Here is a 15,639-nt window from a genome sequence, read left to right as displayed (position 1 = left end):
TAATTTACTTTCTCATATCGGCGGCCACACGGCCTATCACATCTTCTAATTTTTGAATAAGACCTTCCATACGGGTGCCATTCTTTCCTTCTTTGGCCATTTGTTCCAGGTCTCTGATCTCCTGCTTCAATGAACCAATGCACAGGTTATCGAGGGCTGGCTTGATCCGGTGCGCTACAGCCTGTACCTTCTTCAGGTCGTGACCGGTATAAGCCTGGCGGATACTCTGTACTGCCGCAGGCACTTCATCCAGGAACAACTGCAGCATCTTAGGGATGAACTCCTCGTTATCCATGCTTATCTGCTGCAACTTTTCAATACTGTACAAGGCTGCTGCAGGGACCTGCTTTCCGGGCACAGGAACGGTGGTCACTTCTGTACCCAACATGCCCGCCACGGTTTTGATCAGTTCCTCTTCTTCAAATGGCTTACTCACATAACCGTTCATGCCTGCCTGCATACATTTCTCATACTCGCCCTTGATCGCATTGGCGGTAAGCGCCAGCACCGGCAGGTGATGAAAGCCTTCCTGCCTGATGAGGCGGGTAGCTTCATAACCATCCATCACCGGCATTTGCACATCCATTAATATCAGGTCATAATGATTTTCTTTTACGGCTTTCACCGCTTCCCAGCCATCCACCACTTCGCTTACACAGGCGCCATAATTATTCAATACCGCTGTAGCCACCATCCTGTTCATCTCATTATCTTCCACCAGCAGGATCTTCTTTTGCCGCAGGACGTCCGGATCAGCTACCGTTTCTTTTTTCACCGGCAGATCGGATGGCCGGCCAGACAATAACGGAATACAGATCGTAACTGCTGTGCCTTCCCCTTTCGCGCTGTTTACAGTGATGCATCCGCCCATCAGCTCTACCAGTTGCTTGCTGATATTCATGCCCAGGCCCGTTCCTCCATACTTCCTGGCTACCGATATATCTTCCTGCTGGAACTTCTGGAACAGGCGTTGCTGAAATTCGGGGTCCATACCGATACCGGTATCTTTTACTTCAATACATATAGTCTTGCTGCCATCGGTTCCCTCACCGGGATAACACCGGATGGCCACTATGCCCCGCTCCGTGAATTTTACAGAATTGCTCACCAGGTTTAAGATCACCTGGTTCAGCCGGTAAGGATCACCGATCAGTACGGCAGGTATTCCTTCCTCTATCATAATGGAGAATTGCAGGCCCTTTTCTTCCACCTTGTGGATGATCACACGCGTGATCTTCGATAACAGGTCATTGATGCTGAAACCGATCTGTTCGATGATCAGCTTACCCGCTTCTATTTTCGACACATCCAATATATCATTGATGATCACCAGCAGGTTTTCGCCAGCCGCATTGATCGTATCCAGGAAAGATTGCTGTTTCGCATCGAGGGCTGTTTTCTTCAATTGCCGCCCCATACCCAGGATAGCGTTCATGGGTGTACGTATTTCATGGCTCATATTGGCCAGGAATGCTTCTTTCGACTGCGCCGATCCTTCAGCCAGGCGACGTGCATCTATCAATTCCAGTTGCATCTTCTTCTGCCCGGTAATGTCCAGGTGAATACCGATAGAGCCTACTATTTCACCCTGATCATTGTACTGGGGTGCGCCGCTGATCAGCCACCAGCGCCGTTCTCCTTTCCGGGTAGTGATCTCCATTTCATAGGCATCAGAAATGCCCTTTAAGCGCATCTGGTTTTTACCTTCGATAGAGGCCTGGTCATCCCACTTCATAAAAAGACGGGCTGCATTGCGGCCTATCAGTTCTTTATACCGGTAACCGCTCAGGTCGCAGAACGACTGGTTGGCAAACTGTATAATGCCGTCAAGGTCCACCTCCAGTAAGCCAAGGTTCATATTGGAGATAATGCCCCGGTACTTTTCTTCATTCTTACGCAGCAGTTCATCTGCATTCTTTTTATCGGTAATATCTTCGATCACCGCGAAATAATGCAGAATGACGCCGTTGTTATCCAGCACCGGCTGACCTTTCACACGGCCCCAGAAGGCGGCGCCGTTCTTCCGGTAGTGGATCACTTCTATATTGAATGTTTTGGCCTCCATGAATGCATCCACCATATTGCGCAGTACAGCTTTGTCGGTCAGGTCACCCTTGCAAAGCTCGATAGGAGTTTTACCAACAATCTCTTCCATGCTATAACCGGTCAGCTTCAGGAATCCATCATTGGCATAAAAAATAGCACCGCAGGGCCTGGTAAAAATCACACCATTCTCATTGAGACTGGCTACCAGGGATAACCTTTTCAGCTCTTCCTGGTTTTGCAATAAGGCTGCTTCTGTTCTTTTACGGTGCTCGATATGCCTGTTCAGGTAGGCCAGCGCACCGAAGAGATCGTCCTTTGGATCAGCATCAGCTTCTCCTATATCGTCCAGGCTCCTGATCACTTCTTTCAGGCTGTTCAGTCCTTTTTCTTTCAGGGCGATCTCTTCCCGGAGGCGGGCATTGATCTCCATATATTCCTGCTCACTGATGCGCGAGGCATGAGCAGAAAGCGTTTGATCACGCTCGTAAGACTGGTAGGAATTATTAACGGCATCGAGGAATGCCTGTACCCGTTCGTTATTCAGACAATCGGGCGTGAAATACTTCTTGATCTGTCTTTCCAATAGCTTATGCAGGGGAGCTTTCATCCTTTCTATTTTTCGGTAAACGTGGTGATCGTCATGGTTTGATTGTGTAAGGCACAGTGGGCGCCTTCCTTCGGGGGCGCTATCTCGCCGTAAGAATAAAAACCGGTCAGCAAAGTCTGGTTGCCCAGCGTATCACGCACAGCCTCCACTTCCTCGGCTATTCTTCCATTCAATATCATCTTTCTTCCCACACAACTAATAAGGAGGGCCAGCGCGGGTGTATGATCACCCGAAGCCTGAACAGCCGCCTCACCGGCAGCTTCTATCAACCGGTCGAAATTGGCTCTCATAAAACGCACCGGTGCATTCTCCGGCAGATCGCCGGCAAAGACCATACTGCCGGTTGAGGAGTCAATAGATAAAATGGTGCGGACAACTGTTTCGCCGGTAGACAGCTTTACAGAAAGCGGGAACAGGAGTGCCGATCCTGGTAATTCAGCGGCATAGGGACCCAGGTATTTCCTGTACAGATCAAGGGCCGGTTCGCCATTGATCTCATACAAACAATTGCCCGATGATTTGGAGATGGGTCTTTCCGGTCCGAACATTTCCCAACCGCCCACCGAACCATGCGATACAACAAGATGGTTACTATAAAAACCAATGGCGATGAGATTGCCCGGTGCAGGATCTTCATTGAGGCCTACGAGGGTAGAAACAAACCGGTCGCCATCACTGGCCATACCACCTGTTACAGGCACCTTGCACTGCGTGGCTGTATTGATGCCATTCACCAGTTCACTACCGTTAACGAGGGTGCCGTCGGAGATCACCATAATATAACACAGGTTGTCCACGGCCGGTAATCGTTTTACCAGGGCAATGCCGGCTTCATAACTATCAGCAAAGTCCATGATATTGGCCGATACCGCAGCAATAGCCGTGCGCTCAAACTGAACAGCCGTTATAGAAACGGTATCATCATATACTTCTTCATCAAAAATCTCTCCTGCAGTAGAACAAAGTACGATGCTGGCACGGGGGTATTGCCGGGAAAGCTGGTCATAGCATGCTCCTTTTTCCAGTAGTGTTTTGGCGCCAAAGCCCAAAACCCACTGTACTTTATCATTGTCGGGCCGGTCATTGCCGGGATGCTCTCTGAAGTGCGCTCCATTGTAGGAACTGATGGCTACTTTCACAGGTATTTGTTTTAGGATGTAAGGATCGGGTGAAAAGACAACATTTCACGGCAGTTAAGATACTTAGCGGCGTGCGCACCAATAACATAGATGGATGGTTTCTATTTATTTACAGTATTTCTGCTAAGGGGCACTACATGGAAATACGTAGTGTGTAGTTCTGCCGACATGCAACGGAATGTTTGTAATTTAGTGGACCAACATTAAAACAGGATCACCTTATCATGAAGATAGCTACCTATAATGTAAATGGCGTAAATGGACGGTTACCGGTATTGCTGCGCTGGCTTGGAGAAGCAAAGCCGGATGTAGTATGCCTGCAGGAGCTGAAAGCACCACAGGAGAAATTTCCGGAGCAGGCTGTGAAGGACGCCGGTTATCACGCCATCTGGCACGGACAGAAAAGCTGGAACGGCGTGGCCATCCTGGCGCGTAAGGAAGTACCCCAGGAAGTAAGGCGGGCATTGCCCGGTGATCCGGAAGACAGTCACAGCCGTTATATTGAAGCCACCGTAAATGGTATCGTGATCGGTTGTCTCTACCTGCCCAATGGCAATCCGGCCCCCGGTCCCAAGTTCGATTACAAACTAAGCTGGTTTGAACGATTGACCGTACATGCCAAAACACTCCTGGCGCAGGACAAGCCGGTAGTACTGGCCGGTGATTACAATGTAATGCCCACCGAACAGGATGTATACAAACCCGAGCGTTGGGTGGATGATGCCCTCTTCAGGCCCGAAACATGCGCGGCCTTTGCCAAACTGGCCGGGCAGGGATGGACGGATGCACTCCGCAAACTCTATCCCACCGAAAAGATCTACACCTTCTGGGATTACTTCCGCAATGCGTATGGGCGCGATGCCGGTTTACGCATTGATCATTTCCTGCTAAGTCCGCACGTAGCTGGCCGACTCAAAGCCGCCGGTGTAGACCGTCATGTGCGTGGCTGGGAGAAAACAAGCGATCATGCGCCGGTATGGATAGAGATCAAATAGTTGTTTCCTGATGCTTTATTTTAGCCTGACACGCATCACATAATCATCACAGGTCATATAGAGTGTTTTTTGGTCGGGCGAAAAGGCGCAGTTGGAAGTATGGTGACCGGTGTAAATACGGGCTACCGGCTTTCCCGAAGGATGGAAGATCCACACACCTTCGGGGCCACTGGCAAAGAGGTAACCATTTTTATTCACCTTCATGCCATCAGGTGCTCCTTTCTCCTTGCCCTCATATGCATGCACCGCATAAAACTCACGACCGCTTTTGATGAATCCTTTTTCATCGAGCTCATATTGCATCCAGATCATGTTCTGTGCATCGGAACTGGCCACATACAAATATTTATTATCAGGTGAGAGGGCAATACCATTGGGATATTTTAGTTCTTTAGTCAGGATATCCAACTTCCCATTTGGCTTCAACCGGTAAACACCCTGGAAGGGGAGCTCTTTGGCCGGATCATCCACCCTTTTATCCAGTCCATAGGGAGGGTCGGTGAAATAAAGGTCTCCATTGGAATGGTACACGCCATCATTGGGGCTATTCAAACGTTTTCCTTCGTATCGCTCTACCAATGGCGTAAACAGGGCTGCCGGTTGTTGTAAAGAGGCTGTCATTTTCACAATACGCCGGTCACCATGTTGCAGCAAAACCAATTCACCCTGCGGATTTAATAATAAAGCATTGGAACCCGGCTCTTTCATTCCCTGTACAGTACCTGAATAGCCCGAACGCTCCAGGAATAGGGTAACACTATCACCCTCCGTCCATTTGTAGACCCTGTTGTTGGGAATATCTGAAAAAAGGAGTGCTTCATTATTGCCCAATACCAACGGGCCTTCGGTCCAGCTAAAGCCGCCTGCAATGGTTTCGATAGCAGCCGATGAATCAAGGATGTTCAGCGCTTCACCATCTATGACCTCAATCCTGGTGGACTGCGTTGGTGATGTTGTAGCATCGCCGGCCGGTGCATCAGCAGCAGGCTTGCCTGCATCGGCACAGCCAATGAGTAACAGAGAAAGATATACCATTGCTTTTTTCATACCGCAAACTTTTAGGAATGGTCCCTGATGAATTGTTTATGGGTCGCCTGCCAGATGCGCCACTGTCCTTTCAACAAGGCAGCATCGGCATCTATACAGGTAGTCTTTTCCGCTAACCCCAGGATGGACAGGGCCTGCAGGTACTGATCTTTCAGCCCCTGCCCCGCCACCAGCACAATTTGACGGGCTGCCGTTTGCAGGTCTTTTAGTTCATGCCCGATCAATAGTCCGCTGAGGTACTGATAGTTTTCGGCAGGCGTACATTTTTTGAATAATACATTGGTACGTGCATGAAAAGCACTGTTGAGCAGGCTGGAACTTGTTCCGGCCAGGATGCCTTCTTGAAAGAAGGTACCGGCCCCGGCCCATTCACTTTTCTCTACCGAATTGGCCAGGATACTTTTAACGGTGAGCAGTTCAAAAAACTCACCGGTCATGAAGGTCTTAAAGTCTACAGCAGTGCTGTTTTGCACATAAACATGTTTGGAATGCGTACCGGGAAAGATGAATACAGCCTCCTCTCCTGCTGTATCTGCACCAGCGCCTGCCAGCAGGGTCTCTTCACCGCGTAACACATCATTGTTGGTGCAGGCGCCCGATAGGAGGAATAACGGATTGGTCATCCCGGCAGCAGGGGGTATATAATTTACAGCAAGATCGGAGCCATCTGTTTTAAAGGGTAATTCTTTATAAGGTAATTCTTTCATACCGATGGAAGAGGAAGCCATTCCACTAACGATCAATGGCAGGTGCTGCAGATCCATACCCTGTTTTTCTTCCAGTTTTTTTATTTGTGTGCCAAGCCAGGAACGGTAAAAGGAAAGGCGTTCGTTTGGGGTGCCGGGCTCATTTTTCCAACGTGTGAAGAGGGCAGCAATACCCTCCGGGCTGATTGCTTCTGCCAATACGGTGAGAGGGGAGGTATTGACCAGCCTTAACCGGAAAGTGGAAGTGCCCCAATCACAACTTAAAAAGGTATCCATCATGATGCATATTGTAATGGTCAGACGTTTATTGGGTGGCTATGGCTTGTACCAATCTTTGTGCCGTTCCGGTCAACTGCTGCAGGTAGCTTTCATCCACAACGGTGGTAGTCTTCACGAGTGAACTGGCAACGCCGAAGCTTACTGCCCCTGCCTGCTGGTATTGGTGAATATTCTCCGCGTTGATCCCTCCTACAGCCATCATTCTTATGTGGTCCAGCGGGCCCCGTAAGTTTTTAATGTAGGCGGGGTTGGGAGCGGGAAAGATCTTAATGATATCGCCCCCGCTGTTATGGGCCAGCAATACTTCTGTGGCCGTATAGGCGCCCGGGATGGATACGAGATCATGTTCCTTCGCGAAGCTGATCACTTTGGTATCTACCGTTGGCGATATCAGGAACCGGGCCCCTGCCTCCCTGGCCGCTTTGGCGCCTTCAAGGTCCAGCACAGTGCCTGCGCCTACCAGGAGTTTATTGCCCAGGGCCTGCTGTAGGGTTTCAATTTGTTGTAATGCCTGATGAGAATTTAATGTTACTTCCAGCGCCCTGATCCCTCCTTCATATAAGGCGCCGGCCACGGGCAGTACATTGTTGGCAGGAACGCCCCTGAGGATGGCTACAATCTTATGCTCAAGAAGCTGTTGCAGTGTTGACATAAAAGCTTTCATGCTATCCTTAAAACTACGGAAAAATACATCCTGCTGCCAATTTATATAAACCATCGGCACACCAGGTATCCATTGCGGAAACTACGCGAAGCAATAAGAAAAAATACTGAATACTTCATGCTGTTCACTACTTGATTCACAACTGCCTGCACCACTTCACAATTAATTAATGACCTTTCAATAAAATACCACTAATCGGGTATTGGTGTTCTAATTTGTTTTCTTGACATTTGATTTACCAATGTATTCCTTCGGATCCCTATCCCTGTCCTTTCCAAGCTCTGATTTATTAAGTAGTCATTTGTAACGAACGATCCTTTCCCCATGGAAAGGAAACACTTTGATTATTCGCCACCGGTAGCAAACAAAAGCACACATGGGTAAATAGCTAGCAGGCTATTGCTATGCCTGCAGCCATCATGTATTCAGTGAAAAAGATATAGAGGGGTAAAATCCAGTCTTGTAACACCTGTTATACGCAGGTGAACGGTTGTACTATTTCATTTCTGAAACGAATCAATACCATGGGGCCTTTCATTGCCTTTTTAAAAGATGATCTCAATGCCTTTATCTCCAATAAAATTGGCGCCAGCAGTGACTTTGTCATAAGCGCCAACCTCAACAACATTGTTGATAAAACAGATGGCACAATAGATAATAAGATTGTGATCAGCATTGTAAACATTGAAGAGGAAAAAATGCTGAAGTCGCCTGATAACTATGTTAAGGTCAATAATGAGATCAACTATCGCAAACCACCGGTATGGCTGAACGTCATCTGCCTGTTTACTTTTTACACCAAGAGCCTGGAGAATTACGACGGTATTGATATGCTGGAAAATGTAGTCCAGTACTTCCAGAGCAAGCCACGCATTGATAAAACAACGGCCGTAGTGCCTGCCAATTATCCGGCCAACCTGGAAGAAGTGAGAGCAGAATTTGTATCGCTGAACTATGAACAAACGAATTACCTGTGGGGACTTTTCGGCGGCAAGTACCACCCTTCTGTGGTATACAAGTTTAAAACCATCCCGGTTGACAATGCGGATATCACACCGGGTGGTCCGCCGATTGAAGAAACCATGGTCAATGCCTTACACAAAAAGAACTAATCACCTTGAAGAAACTCACGCAAATACTAACCTTATACTATACGGCCAACTTTATGGCGGAAGGCAACAGTACCGGTAAGGTCATCAACTTTACCAATGAGCGGATGTTCCAGCTCACCCCTGTTCCTGCACTCAGCGCTGCCATCAACAGCGTAAACGGCCATATCGTAACGGCTGATCACTTTACCCGGCTCTTCCTGCCTTTTGATTTCGGGATCAGTCCACCGGCCACGCCTGCGGCCCTGCTACCAGCACAACTGCTGTTCTACATCACGGCGGTTGATATGGAGAAGGCCCGGTTCAGCGGACTTGATTTTAACCGGCGTATTCTCTTTGTAAAGCCACTGCCTGGTGCTGCTGATTATGTTTTCAACAAGAAAACCATCGCCTGCAAGCCTTGTGGCAATGCGGCTGTCATGGCCGCCGGCGACCTGGTACCCCATATCCCGGCCGATGTGACACTGGCAGGCATACGGTCTCTACTACAAACGCCATTGGGTGATGCTACTCACCTGCTGGACCTGAAAGTGACCGTGGATGCCACTGTTATTCCCATCACCAAAGACGAAGACCTGGCAACGCTGCACAAAGCACTCCGGGAAGTACTCAACAAAACAGCAGCGCTTTCCTTCAACAAGAACTCCGACAACAGCCTGCTGAAAAGCTTTCCCCAAATACTGGTTACAGATACTTCCCTGCCCACCTCCGTGATTGGCCTGGTGAGCATCCCTGTCAGCGCGCTCACGGTGAATGACACAAACCCTGCGAAGTATGCCGACCTGAACAACTTCATTGTGCACTTCCCTTCCTTCCAGGCAACGGTGGCACTGACCGTTAACACGCCCCAGTTTGACGCTTCAGCCAAGCTGCTTCTCGACGGGGTAGAGGTGCCCGGTGCGGTAGCAGGTCCTCATCCGCAAATGCCGAATTATAAGAAGGTAACAGGAACGGTCAACAACTACCAGGTGTACCTCAACAAACTGAAACAGGTAACCATACAGAACGGCGCCAAGAAGAACCATACAACGGTAAACCCTATGAACAACTACAACCCAACCACCAATACAGCAACTATTATTATCACTAAATAATTTTTTTTAAGTTAAAAAAATCAAACATGGCATTTAGTTATAAAACTCCCGGTGTGTACCTGGAAGAAATCGTAAAGCTGCCACCCTCTGTGGCCTCGGTAGAAACCGCCATTCCCTGCTTCTTCGGCGTTACCCAAAAAGCAACGGAACTAAAAGATGCAGACCTGACCGGCGTAGCCAAAAAGATCAACTCGCTCGCTGATTATGAGTTTTATTATGGCTTTGCCGATGTGGTAAAGGCGGAAGTGCTGGTGAAGCTGAACCTGCCCGCAGAAGCAAAAATAGTAGCGGCCTCCCCTTACGTGAACAACATGTACTATGCCGTGAAGCATTACTTCGACAATGGCGGCGGCCCCTGCTACATTCACTCCATCGGCGGCTTTGCCCGCACCGGTGTAGATGTGAATACCTATAAGAATGAGCTACTGAAGCTGGACCTGGTAGATGAGGTAACCCTGATCATACTGCCCGACCTGGCGGGACTGGCCAACAAAGACCATTTCTACGATGTGTACAACAGCGCCCTGCAAAAAGTGGCCGCCCTGCAGGACAAGTTTGTGGTGATTGATGTAAACAGGGAGCTTACAGGCAGCAAAGTATCGGCAGAGAAATCTAAAACGGAATTCAGGAATACCATCTCCAACAATGTTGATTCCATTAAATACGGCGCGGCTTACTTCCCGCACCTGGAGACCACCTATAGCTACGATTTCAATACCGCGGATATCAAGATGACCTTTGCGGCCGATGTGATCAGTTCCAATGCAGCCGCCAACCTGCTCAACAACATCAACTACAAGGCAGCCAAAGAATTATTCAATGTGAACAATGTCATTGCCGCCTTCAATGACGATTACTTTAAGAACATCAGTACGGAAGCCTATACCAATAAGATCAGTGATATCAACAGCAAGAAGAACGCCATCCTGCCTTATTTCGTTCCGGCCGCCCAGCAAACCTTAACAGACAATACCAAGAAGCTGACCGACCAGATCAAGGTACAGGCGGATGCCGCTATTGCCGGCGCCCTCACCAAGTTTAACTATGTCGATACAGCAGCCAATGAAAAGGCCACCCTGCTGGCCCAGTTGCAGGCCAAAGTGATGGCTTCTTATGGCGCCCTCGATGCAGCCATCAGGACCGACCTGGAGACGAACAAAGGTGTTGACGAAACCAACTATGGCACCTTGAATACAACCCTCCTGTCGAAGATCATACCGTTCTTTAACTCTGTATTTGAGAGCAGGCTGAAAGAAGCCTTCCTGGGTATACCGCTCTTACTGCCTCCTTCTCCTGCCATCGCCGGTGTATATGCCGCTGTAGACAGGACCCGCGGGGTATGGAAAGCGCCGGCCAATATATCCCTCAACGCTGTTAAGAAACCGGAAGTGGCGTTGAGCGACCTGGACCAGGAAGACTTTAACGTGGATGCGGAGAATGGCAAGTCCATCAACTGCGTCCGCCAGTTTGTAGGCAGGGGCAACCTGGTATGGGGTGCACGCACACTGGCCGGCAACAACAACGAATGGCGCTATGTGAATGTGCGCAGGTTCTTCAACATGGTGGAAGAAAGCTGCCAGAATGCTTCCCGTCAGTTTGTGTTTGAGCCCAATGATGCCAATACCTGGGTGCGGGTGAAAGGGATGATTGATAACTACCTCACCAACCTGTGGAGAGCAGGGGCTTTACAGGGCGCTAAACCGGAGCATGCTTTTTACACAGCGGTGGGCCTTAACCAAACCATGACGCAGGATGATATACTTAATGGACTGCTCATCGTAGAGATCGGACTGGCCGTGGTGCGCCCTGCTGAGTTCATCATCTTACGCTTCTCTCATAAACTGGCTGTTTCGTAATTAAATATTGTAAAACACTTGTCAGCATAACATAAAAAATCATTTACTATGGCAAATTATCCACTCCCAAAATTCCACTTCCGGGTGGAATGGGGCGGTTCAAAAATTGGTTTTACAGAAGTTACCGGTCTCAACATCGAAAATGAAATGATCGAATACCGCGATGGCTCCAGCCCGGAATACCACAAAATAAAAATGCCGGGATTGCAGAAGTATGGCAACGTGACCCTGAAACGCGGCATGTTCAACAGCGACAATGAATTCTTTCAATGGCTCAATACTGTATCGCTGAGCAAGATAGAACGGCGCGACATCACCATCTCCCTGCTCAATGAAAACCATGAGCCGGTATACATCTGGCGCCTGAAAAATGCCTGGCCCACGAAAGTGACAGCGCCCGACCTGAAGAGCGACGCCAATGAAGTAGCTGTTGAAACCATTGAGATGGCCCATGAAGGGCTGGTGATTGAAGCCGTTTAAACCATCATTATGAGCCGTTATCCGCCAGTAGGATTTTCCTTTTGGGTAAGTTTTGAGATCAGCAATGAACCCATTGACATTGCCTTCCAGGATGTGGCAGGCATCGGCATGGAGCTGCAAACAGAAGATGTGGTGGAAGGCGGCGAGAACAGGTTTACCCAGAAACTGCCCACCCGCGCCAACTATACGCCGCTCGTGCTGAAGCGCGGGCTGGCCGTACAGTCTACCTTAACCAACTGGTGCAGGGACGCAGTCGAGAACCTGTCAATACAACCGGCCACCATCATCGTTGCACTGCTCAATGAAAAAAAGGAACCCCTCATGGCCTACCGGTTCCTCAATGCTTACCCTTTAAAGTGGAGCATTTCCAATTTCAATGCAGAAAGCAGCTCGCTGGTCATCGAATCGCTGGAACTGTATTACCAGTATTTCAAAATAATCAACTCATAAGATGCCCATTATCATTCATGAGATCGTGATCACCACCAACATTGAAAAGAATACCGCCGCTACCAATGCCGCGACGCAAGCAGGTAATCTACCAGTGGAAGAAGTGGTGAAGCAAGCAGTGGAAAAAGTAATGGAGATCCTCGAAGAGAAAAAACAACGCTGATCCTGTATGTCTTTAATGAAAATGACCATACTGTCCTTTAAGAGTTTTGACAATCCGGCGGACCTGTTGAAACCAAGGATCTTTTTAGCCATGTTCAACCCATCGAGCTATAAAGTGGAATACAGTTTCACGAAGGACCAAAAGGAAGCCAGCGGTACCGATGCGCCCAAAACGCCTGTCACTTCGGTGAGTCCCAAGAAAATGTCATTCGACTTCCTGGTGGATGGCACCGGCGCCAATGGCGACCAAAGGATTGTGCTGCTGGAGACTACCAAATTCGGGTCGGTGGTGATGCCGGAGAAAAAAGACCTGCTGGCCATCAACCAGAAGGATGGACACCTGAAGCTGCCCAAATTGCTATTGGTATGGGGTACGTTCATGTTTACCTGCGAAATAGAAAGCTATTCCGTGAACTATACCCTGTTCAGCCAGTTCGGCATCCCGCTGAGGGCTACCATATCAGCCACCTTTAATGAATTTGTGCCCGATCCTAAAACGGATGTGCTGAACTCATTCGAGGTGCCGGAGGCGTTGGATACCATATCCAATGTAGCCAGTTTCCTGAGCACCGCCTTCACCGTCACCAACAGTGTAGTGCAGGCTGTTGACATGGCAAGGACAGAAGACCTGAACAGCTTACGTGAACACATAACCATTAAATAATGGCGTTAACAGACCTTTTACCAGCTATTGATTACAGTAAATACGCCTGCAATGTGTTTATTAACAATCAACCATTGCCGGCCGATTTCCAGGTCATATCCATACAGGTAAAACAGGGTTATCAGTACATCTCATCCGCCCAGATCGTTTTCAAGCAATCTCCCGGCCTGGGCGAATCCATCATACCCAATCCGCTTGGCGGCAACTTGCCAGTGGCAGGCGCGCCCATTGCCATCAAGGCCAAGCTGGACTTTGACGAGATCGTATTATTTGAAGGCCATATTGTACGGCATAAATACAAGAACTCCACCAGCGGCACCCGCTTCCAGGTAACGGCCAAGAACAAACTGGTGAACATGGCGCTGAGCACAGCGACGGAAGTATTTGCCAAGCAATCGGACAAGGACATCATTAACGCTATCGTATCCAAGCATGGAGGCAGCCTGGCTACCAGCCACCTCACCAGCCAGTTCATGGTAAAGCATACCCAACTGGTGAAGAACGGGTTGAACGACTGGGACTTTATCAATATCCGCGCAGAGGCCAATGGTTGTTTTATCTATACAGAAAAAGATACGGTGACGATTGACAAACCCACGCAGGAGTTTGACCCTACGAAGATCATCACCGCCCAATACGGACAGAATGTATATGAGCTGGAGATGGAGCAGGATGAGAGAAAATACCAGGTGGAGAAAGAGCTGATCAGCTTTAGCCTCAGCTCGCTGGAGAATGAAACCACCAGTGAAGAAGAGGCGCCGGCTGCAACACCGGCCACCGTAAAAGGCAAGCATTCGGGCATCAATTACCGTACGTTCAACGAAATGGAATGTACCGACCTGGTGGGCGCCGCCACACAATTGAAAGCGCTTTCCCGGCAGAATGGGCTGGTGCACCTGCGAGCCAACCTGACCGCTAAACCCGGTGGCACCATCGAAGTAAAGGGATTTAATGCCCTCGCCGATGGGAAGTTCATCATCACCTCTGTGATGCACGACTACAGCGATGGTGGCTTCAGCACCTACCTGCAGTTTGGCCTCAACCATGAATCCTATAGCTGTAAATACAACCTGCATCCTGCCAATAGCCGGCCGGTAATACTGAGCGGTCTGGTAACGCAGCTACAGGAAGACCCGGACAACTTAAACCGCATCAAAGTGAAGATCGCCGGCTGGAAAGATGCGCAGGAAGAAATATGGGCGCGGGTGTCCACTTCCTATGCAGGTGATCAATACGGCATGGTGCTGTTGCCGGAGATAGGCGATGAAGTGATCGTGGCATTCATGGGTAATGATTTCGATGTACCCATTGTAATAGGTTCTGCTTTCAGTCCCAAGTTCCCGCCGCATACAGAGTTTAAAGATGATAACTACGATAAAGTATTTATCACTAAAAAAGGTATGAAGTGGGCCTGGAACGATGAGAAATGTATACATGAGATATCGACAAAGAATGGGAATAAGATCGTGATCTCGGAAGACGAGAAGTCCATTACCATCCAGGATGAGAACTCCAACAAGATCGTGATGAACGACAGTGAGATCAACCTGACGGGCACCAAGGACATCGTGATCAAGGCCAATGCCAATGTAAAAATAGATGGCGCAGCGGTGGAGATCACTGCCTCAGGCAATTTGAAACTAAAAGGTTCCATGGTATTTATTAATTAACGCTTATGCCGGCAGCAGGAAGAATAACAGATGTGACCTCAGATGGTGTTGTTACGGGTGCAGGCACGCCCACGGTATTGATCGGCAGCCTGCCCGCCGCCGTGGCAGGCGATATCAGTACTCCGTCGTCCGGTAATGTACCGGGCCCCTTTACCATGGGCAGCACCACTGTACTGATCGGCGGAAAACCCGCCATAAGAGTTGGCGACGTTCCCGGAAATGGTTCCGGTATCACCGTGGGGTTACCCACTGTTCAAATAGGATAACTATGAGCACAGAAAACGAAATTATTGGCACAGGCTGGGCATTTCCCCCGCACTTCGATCCCGACAGCAATACAACAGCAATGGCCGACGGCGTGGAGGATATTAACCAAAGCCTCTACATACTGTTCACCACCGAACTCGGTGAAAGGGTGATGCAACCTAACTATGGCAGTGCCCTCAAATCCATGTTGTTTGAAAGCATCAACGAGCATTTCAAAACCTACATGCGGATGGTGCTGGTAAGAAGCATCGCCCTCTATGAAGCAAGGATAAGGCCGCTGAACATAGATTTCGTTGCAGATGAAACGCTGGAAGGAAGATACCTGATGCTTCTCGATTACATCGTGGTCTCTACCAGGAAGCGGAACAATTTCATTTTTCCTTTTTATCTAAACGCGTAATGC

16 protein-coding genes are annotated in these 15,639 nt (G+C 49.0%); 11 read left to right on the top strand and 5 right to left on the bottom strand.

Annotated features, from left to right (window positions below; genetic code table 11):
- Positions 1–4 precede the first annotated feature (4 nt).
- Entirely contained in the window at positions 5–2,653 is a 2,649-nt protein-coding gene (locus HB364_RS21250) for a PAS domain-containing hybrid sensor histidine kinase/response regulator (RefSeq protein WP_167290330.1), read from the bottom strand.
- A 5-nt stretch (positions 2,654–2,658) separates the two neighbouring features.
- Positions 2,659–3,792, bottom strand: coding sequence for an FIST signal transduction protein (locus HB364_RS21245; RefSeq protein WP_317170718.1), 1,134 nt, complete (start codon positions 3,790–3,792; stop codon positions 2,659–2,661).
- A gap of 224 nt (positions 3,793–4,016) precedes the next feature.
- On the opposite strand from HB364_RS21245, the gene xth reads away from it, so the two are divergent.
- The gene (gene xth, locus HB364_RS21240) at positions 4,017–4,787 is read left to right on the top strand and encodes an exodeoxyribonuclease III (protein ID WP_167290329.1); all 771 of its coding nucleotides are present in this window, start codon (positions 4,017–4,019) and stop codon (positions 4,785–4,787) included.
- Between the two features lie 15 nt (positions 4,788–4,802).
- Here the strand turns inward: xth and HB364_RS21235 are convergent, their stop codons facing one another.
- From HB364_RS21235 to HB364_RS21225, 3 genes are read right to left on the bottom strand one after another with little or no spacing between them, the layout of a single operon-like run.
- Positions 4,803–5,834, bottom strand: a complete 1,032-nt coding sequence (locus tag HB364_RS21235; RefSeq protein ID WP_167290328.1) for an SMP-30/gluconolactonase/LRE family protein — start codon at positions 5,832–5,834, stop codon at positions 4,803–4,805.
- Between the two features lie 11 nt (positions 5,835–5,845).
- Positions 5,846–6,817: a 2-dehydro-3-deoxygalactonokinase gene (locus tag HB364_RS21230; protein ID WP_167290327.1), complete on the bottom strand. Its 972-nt coding sequence runs from the start codon at positions 6,815–6,817 to the stop codon at positions 5,846–5,848.
- A 28-nt stretch (positions 6,818–6,845) separates the two neighbouring features.
- Positions 6,846–7,472: a bifunctional 4-hydroxy-2-oxoglutarate aldolase/2-dehydro-3-deoxy-phosphogluconate aldolase gene (locus tag HB364_RS21225; RefSeq protein WP_167290326.1), complete on the bottom strand. Its 627-nt coding sequence runs from the start codon at positions 7,470–7,472 to the stop codon at positions 6,846–6,848.
- A gap of 536 nt (positions 7,473–8,008) precedes the next feature.
- Here HB364_RS21225 and HB364_RS21220 point away from each other — a divergent pair.
- Genes HB364_RS21220 through HB364_RS21175 form a run of 10 tightly spaced genes read left to right on the top strand, consistent with a single transcriptional unit; the run spans position 8,009 to position 15,636 of the window.
- The gene (locus HB364_RS21220; protein WP_167290325.1) at positions 8,009–8,596 is read left to right on the top strand and encodes a DUF4255 domain-containing protein; all 588 of its coding nucleotides are present in this window, start codon (positions 8,009–8,011) and stop codon (positions 8,594–8,596) included.
- Between the two features lie 5 nt (positions 8,597–8,601).
- The gene (locus tag HB364_RS21215; protein WP_167290324.1) at positions 8,602–9,687 is read left to right on the top strand and encodes a hypothetical protein; all 1,086 of its coding nucleotides are present in this window, start codon (positions 8,602–8,604) and stop codon (positions 9,685–9,687) included.
- A gap of 26 nt (positions 9,688–9,713) precedes the next feature.
- Entirely contained in the window at positions 9,714–11,543 is a 1,830-nt protein-coding gene (locus tag HB364_RS21210; protein ID WP_167290323.1) for a phage tail sheath family protein, read from the top strand.
- Positions 11,544–11,591: 48 nt separating this feature from the next.
- On the top strand, positions 11,592–12,023 hold the full coding sequence (locus HB364_RS21205) for a phage tail protein (protein ID WP_167290322.1): 432 nt from the start codon (positions 11,592–11,594) through the stop codon (positions 12,021–12,023).
- A gap of 9 nt (positions 12,024–12,032) precedes the next feature.
- The gene (locus tag HB364_RS21200; protein ID WP_167290321.1) at positions 12,033–12,473 is read left to right on the top strand and encodes a phage tail protein; all 441 of its coding nucleotides are present in this window, start codon (positions 12,033–12,035) and stop codon (positions 12,471–12,473) included.
- Between the two features lies 1 nt (position 12,474).
- Entirely contained in the window at positions 12,475–12,636 is a 162-nt protein-coding gene (locus HB364_RS21195; protein WP_167290320.1) for a DUF5908 family protein, read from the top strand.
- Positions 12,637–12,642: 6 nt separating this feature from the next.
- A complete protein-coding gene (locus tag HB364_RS21190) occupies positions 12,643–13,299 on the top strand; it encodes a CIS tube protein (protein WP_167290319.1) in 657 nt (218 codons plus the stop codon).
- Positions 13,299–14,969 (top strand): type VI secretion system tip protein VgrG, encoded by a 1,671-nt coding sequence (gene vgrG, locus HB364_RS21185; protein WP_167290318.1) that lies wholly within the window; start codon positions 13,299–13,301, stop codon positions 14,967–14,969. The genes HB364_RS21190 and vgrG overlap by 1 nt, the downstream gene beginning before the upstream one ends.
- A 5-nt stretch (positions 14,970–14,974) precedes the next feature.
- Positions 14,975–15,235: a PAAR domain-containing protein gene (locus HB364_RS21180; protein WP_167290317.1), complete on the top strand. Its 261-nt coding sequence runs from the start codon at positions 14,975–14,977 to the stop codon at positions 15,233–15,235.
- Between the two features lie 2 nt (positions 15,236–15,237).
- Positions 15,238–15,636, top strand: a complete 399-nt coding sequence (locus HB364_RS21175; protein ID WP_167290316.1) for a GPW/gp25 family protein — start codon at positions 15,238–15,240, stop codon at positions 15,634–15,636.
- The last annotated feature ends 3 nt before the right edge of the window (positions 15,637–15,639 follow it).

Origin of the sequence: Paraflavitalea devenefica (genome assembly GCF_011759375.1) — a bacterium.
Classification (GTDB): domain Bacteria; phylum Bacteroidota; class Bacteroidia; order Chitinophagales; family Chitinophagaceae; genus Paraflavitalea; species Paraflavitalea devenefica.
This window is presented reverse-complemented; position numbering and strand designations above follow the sequence as displayed.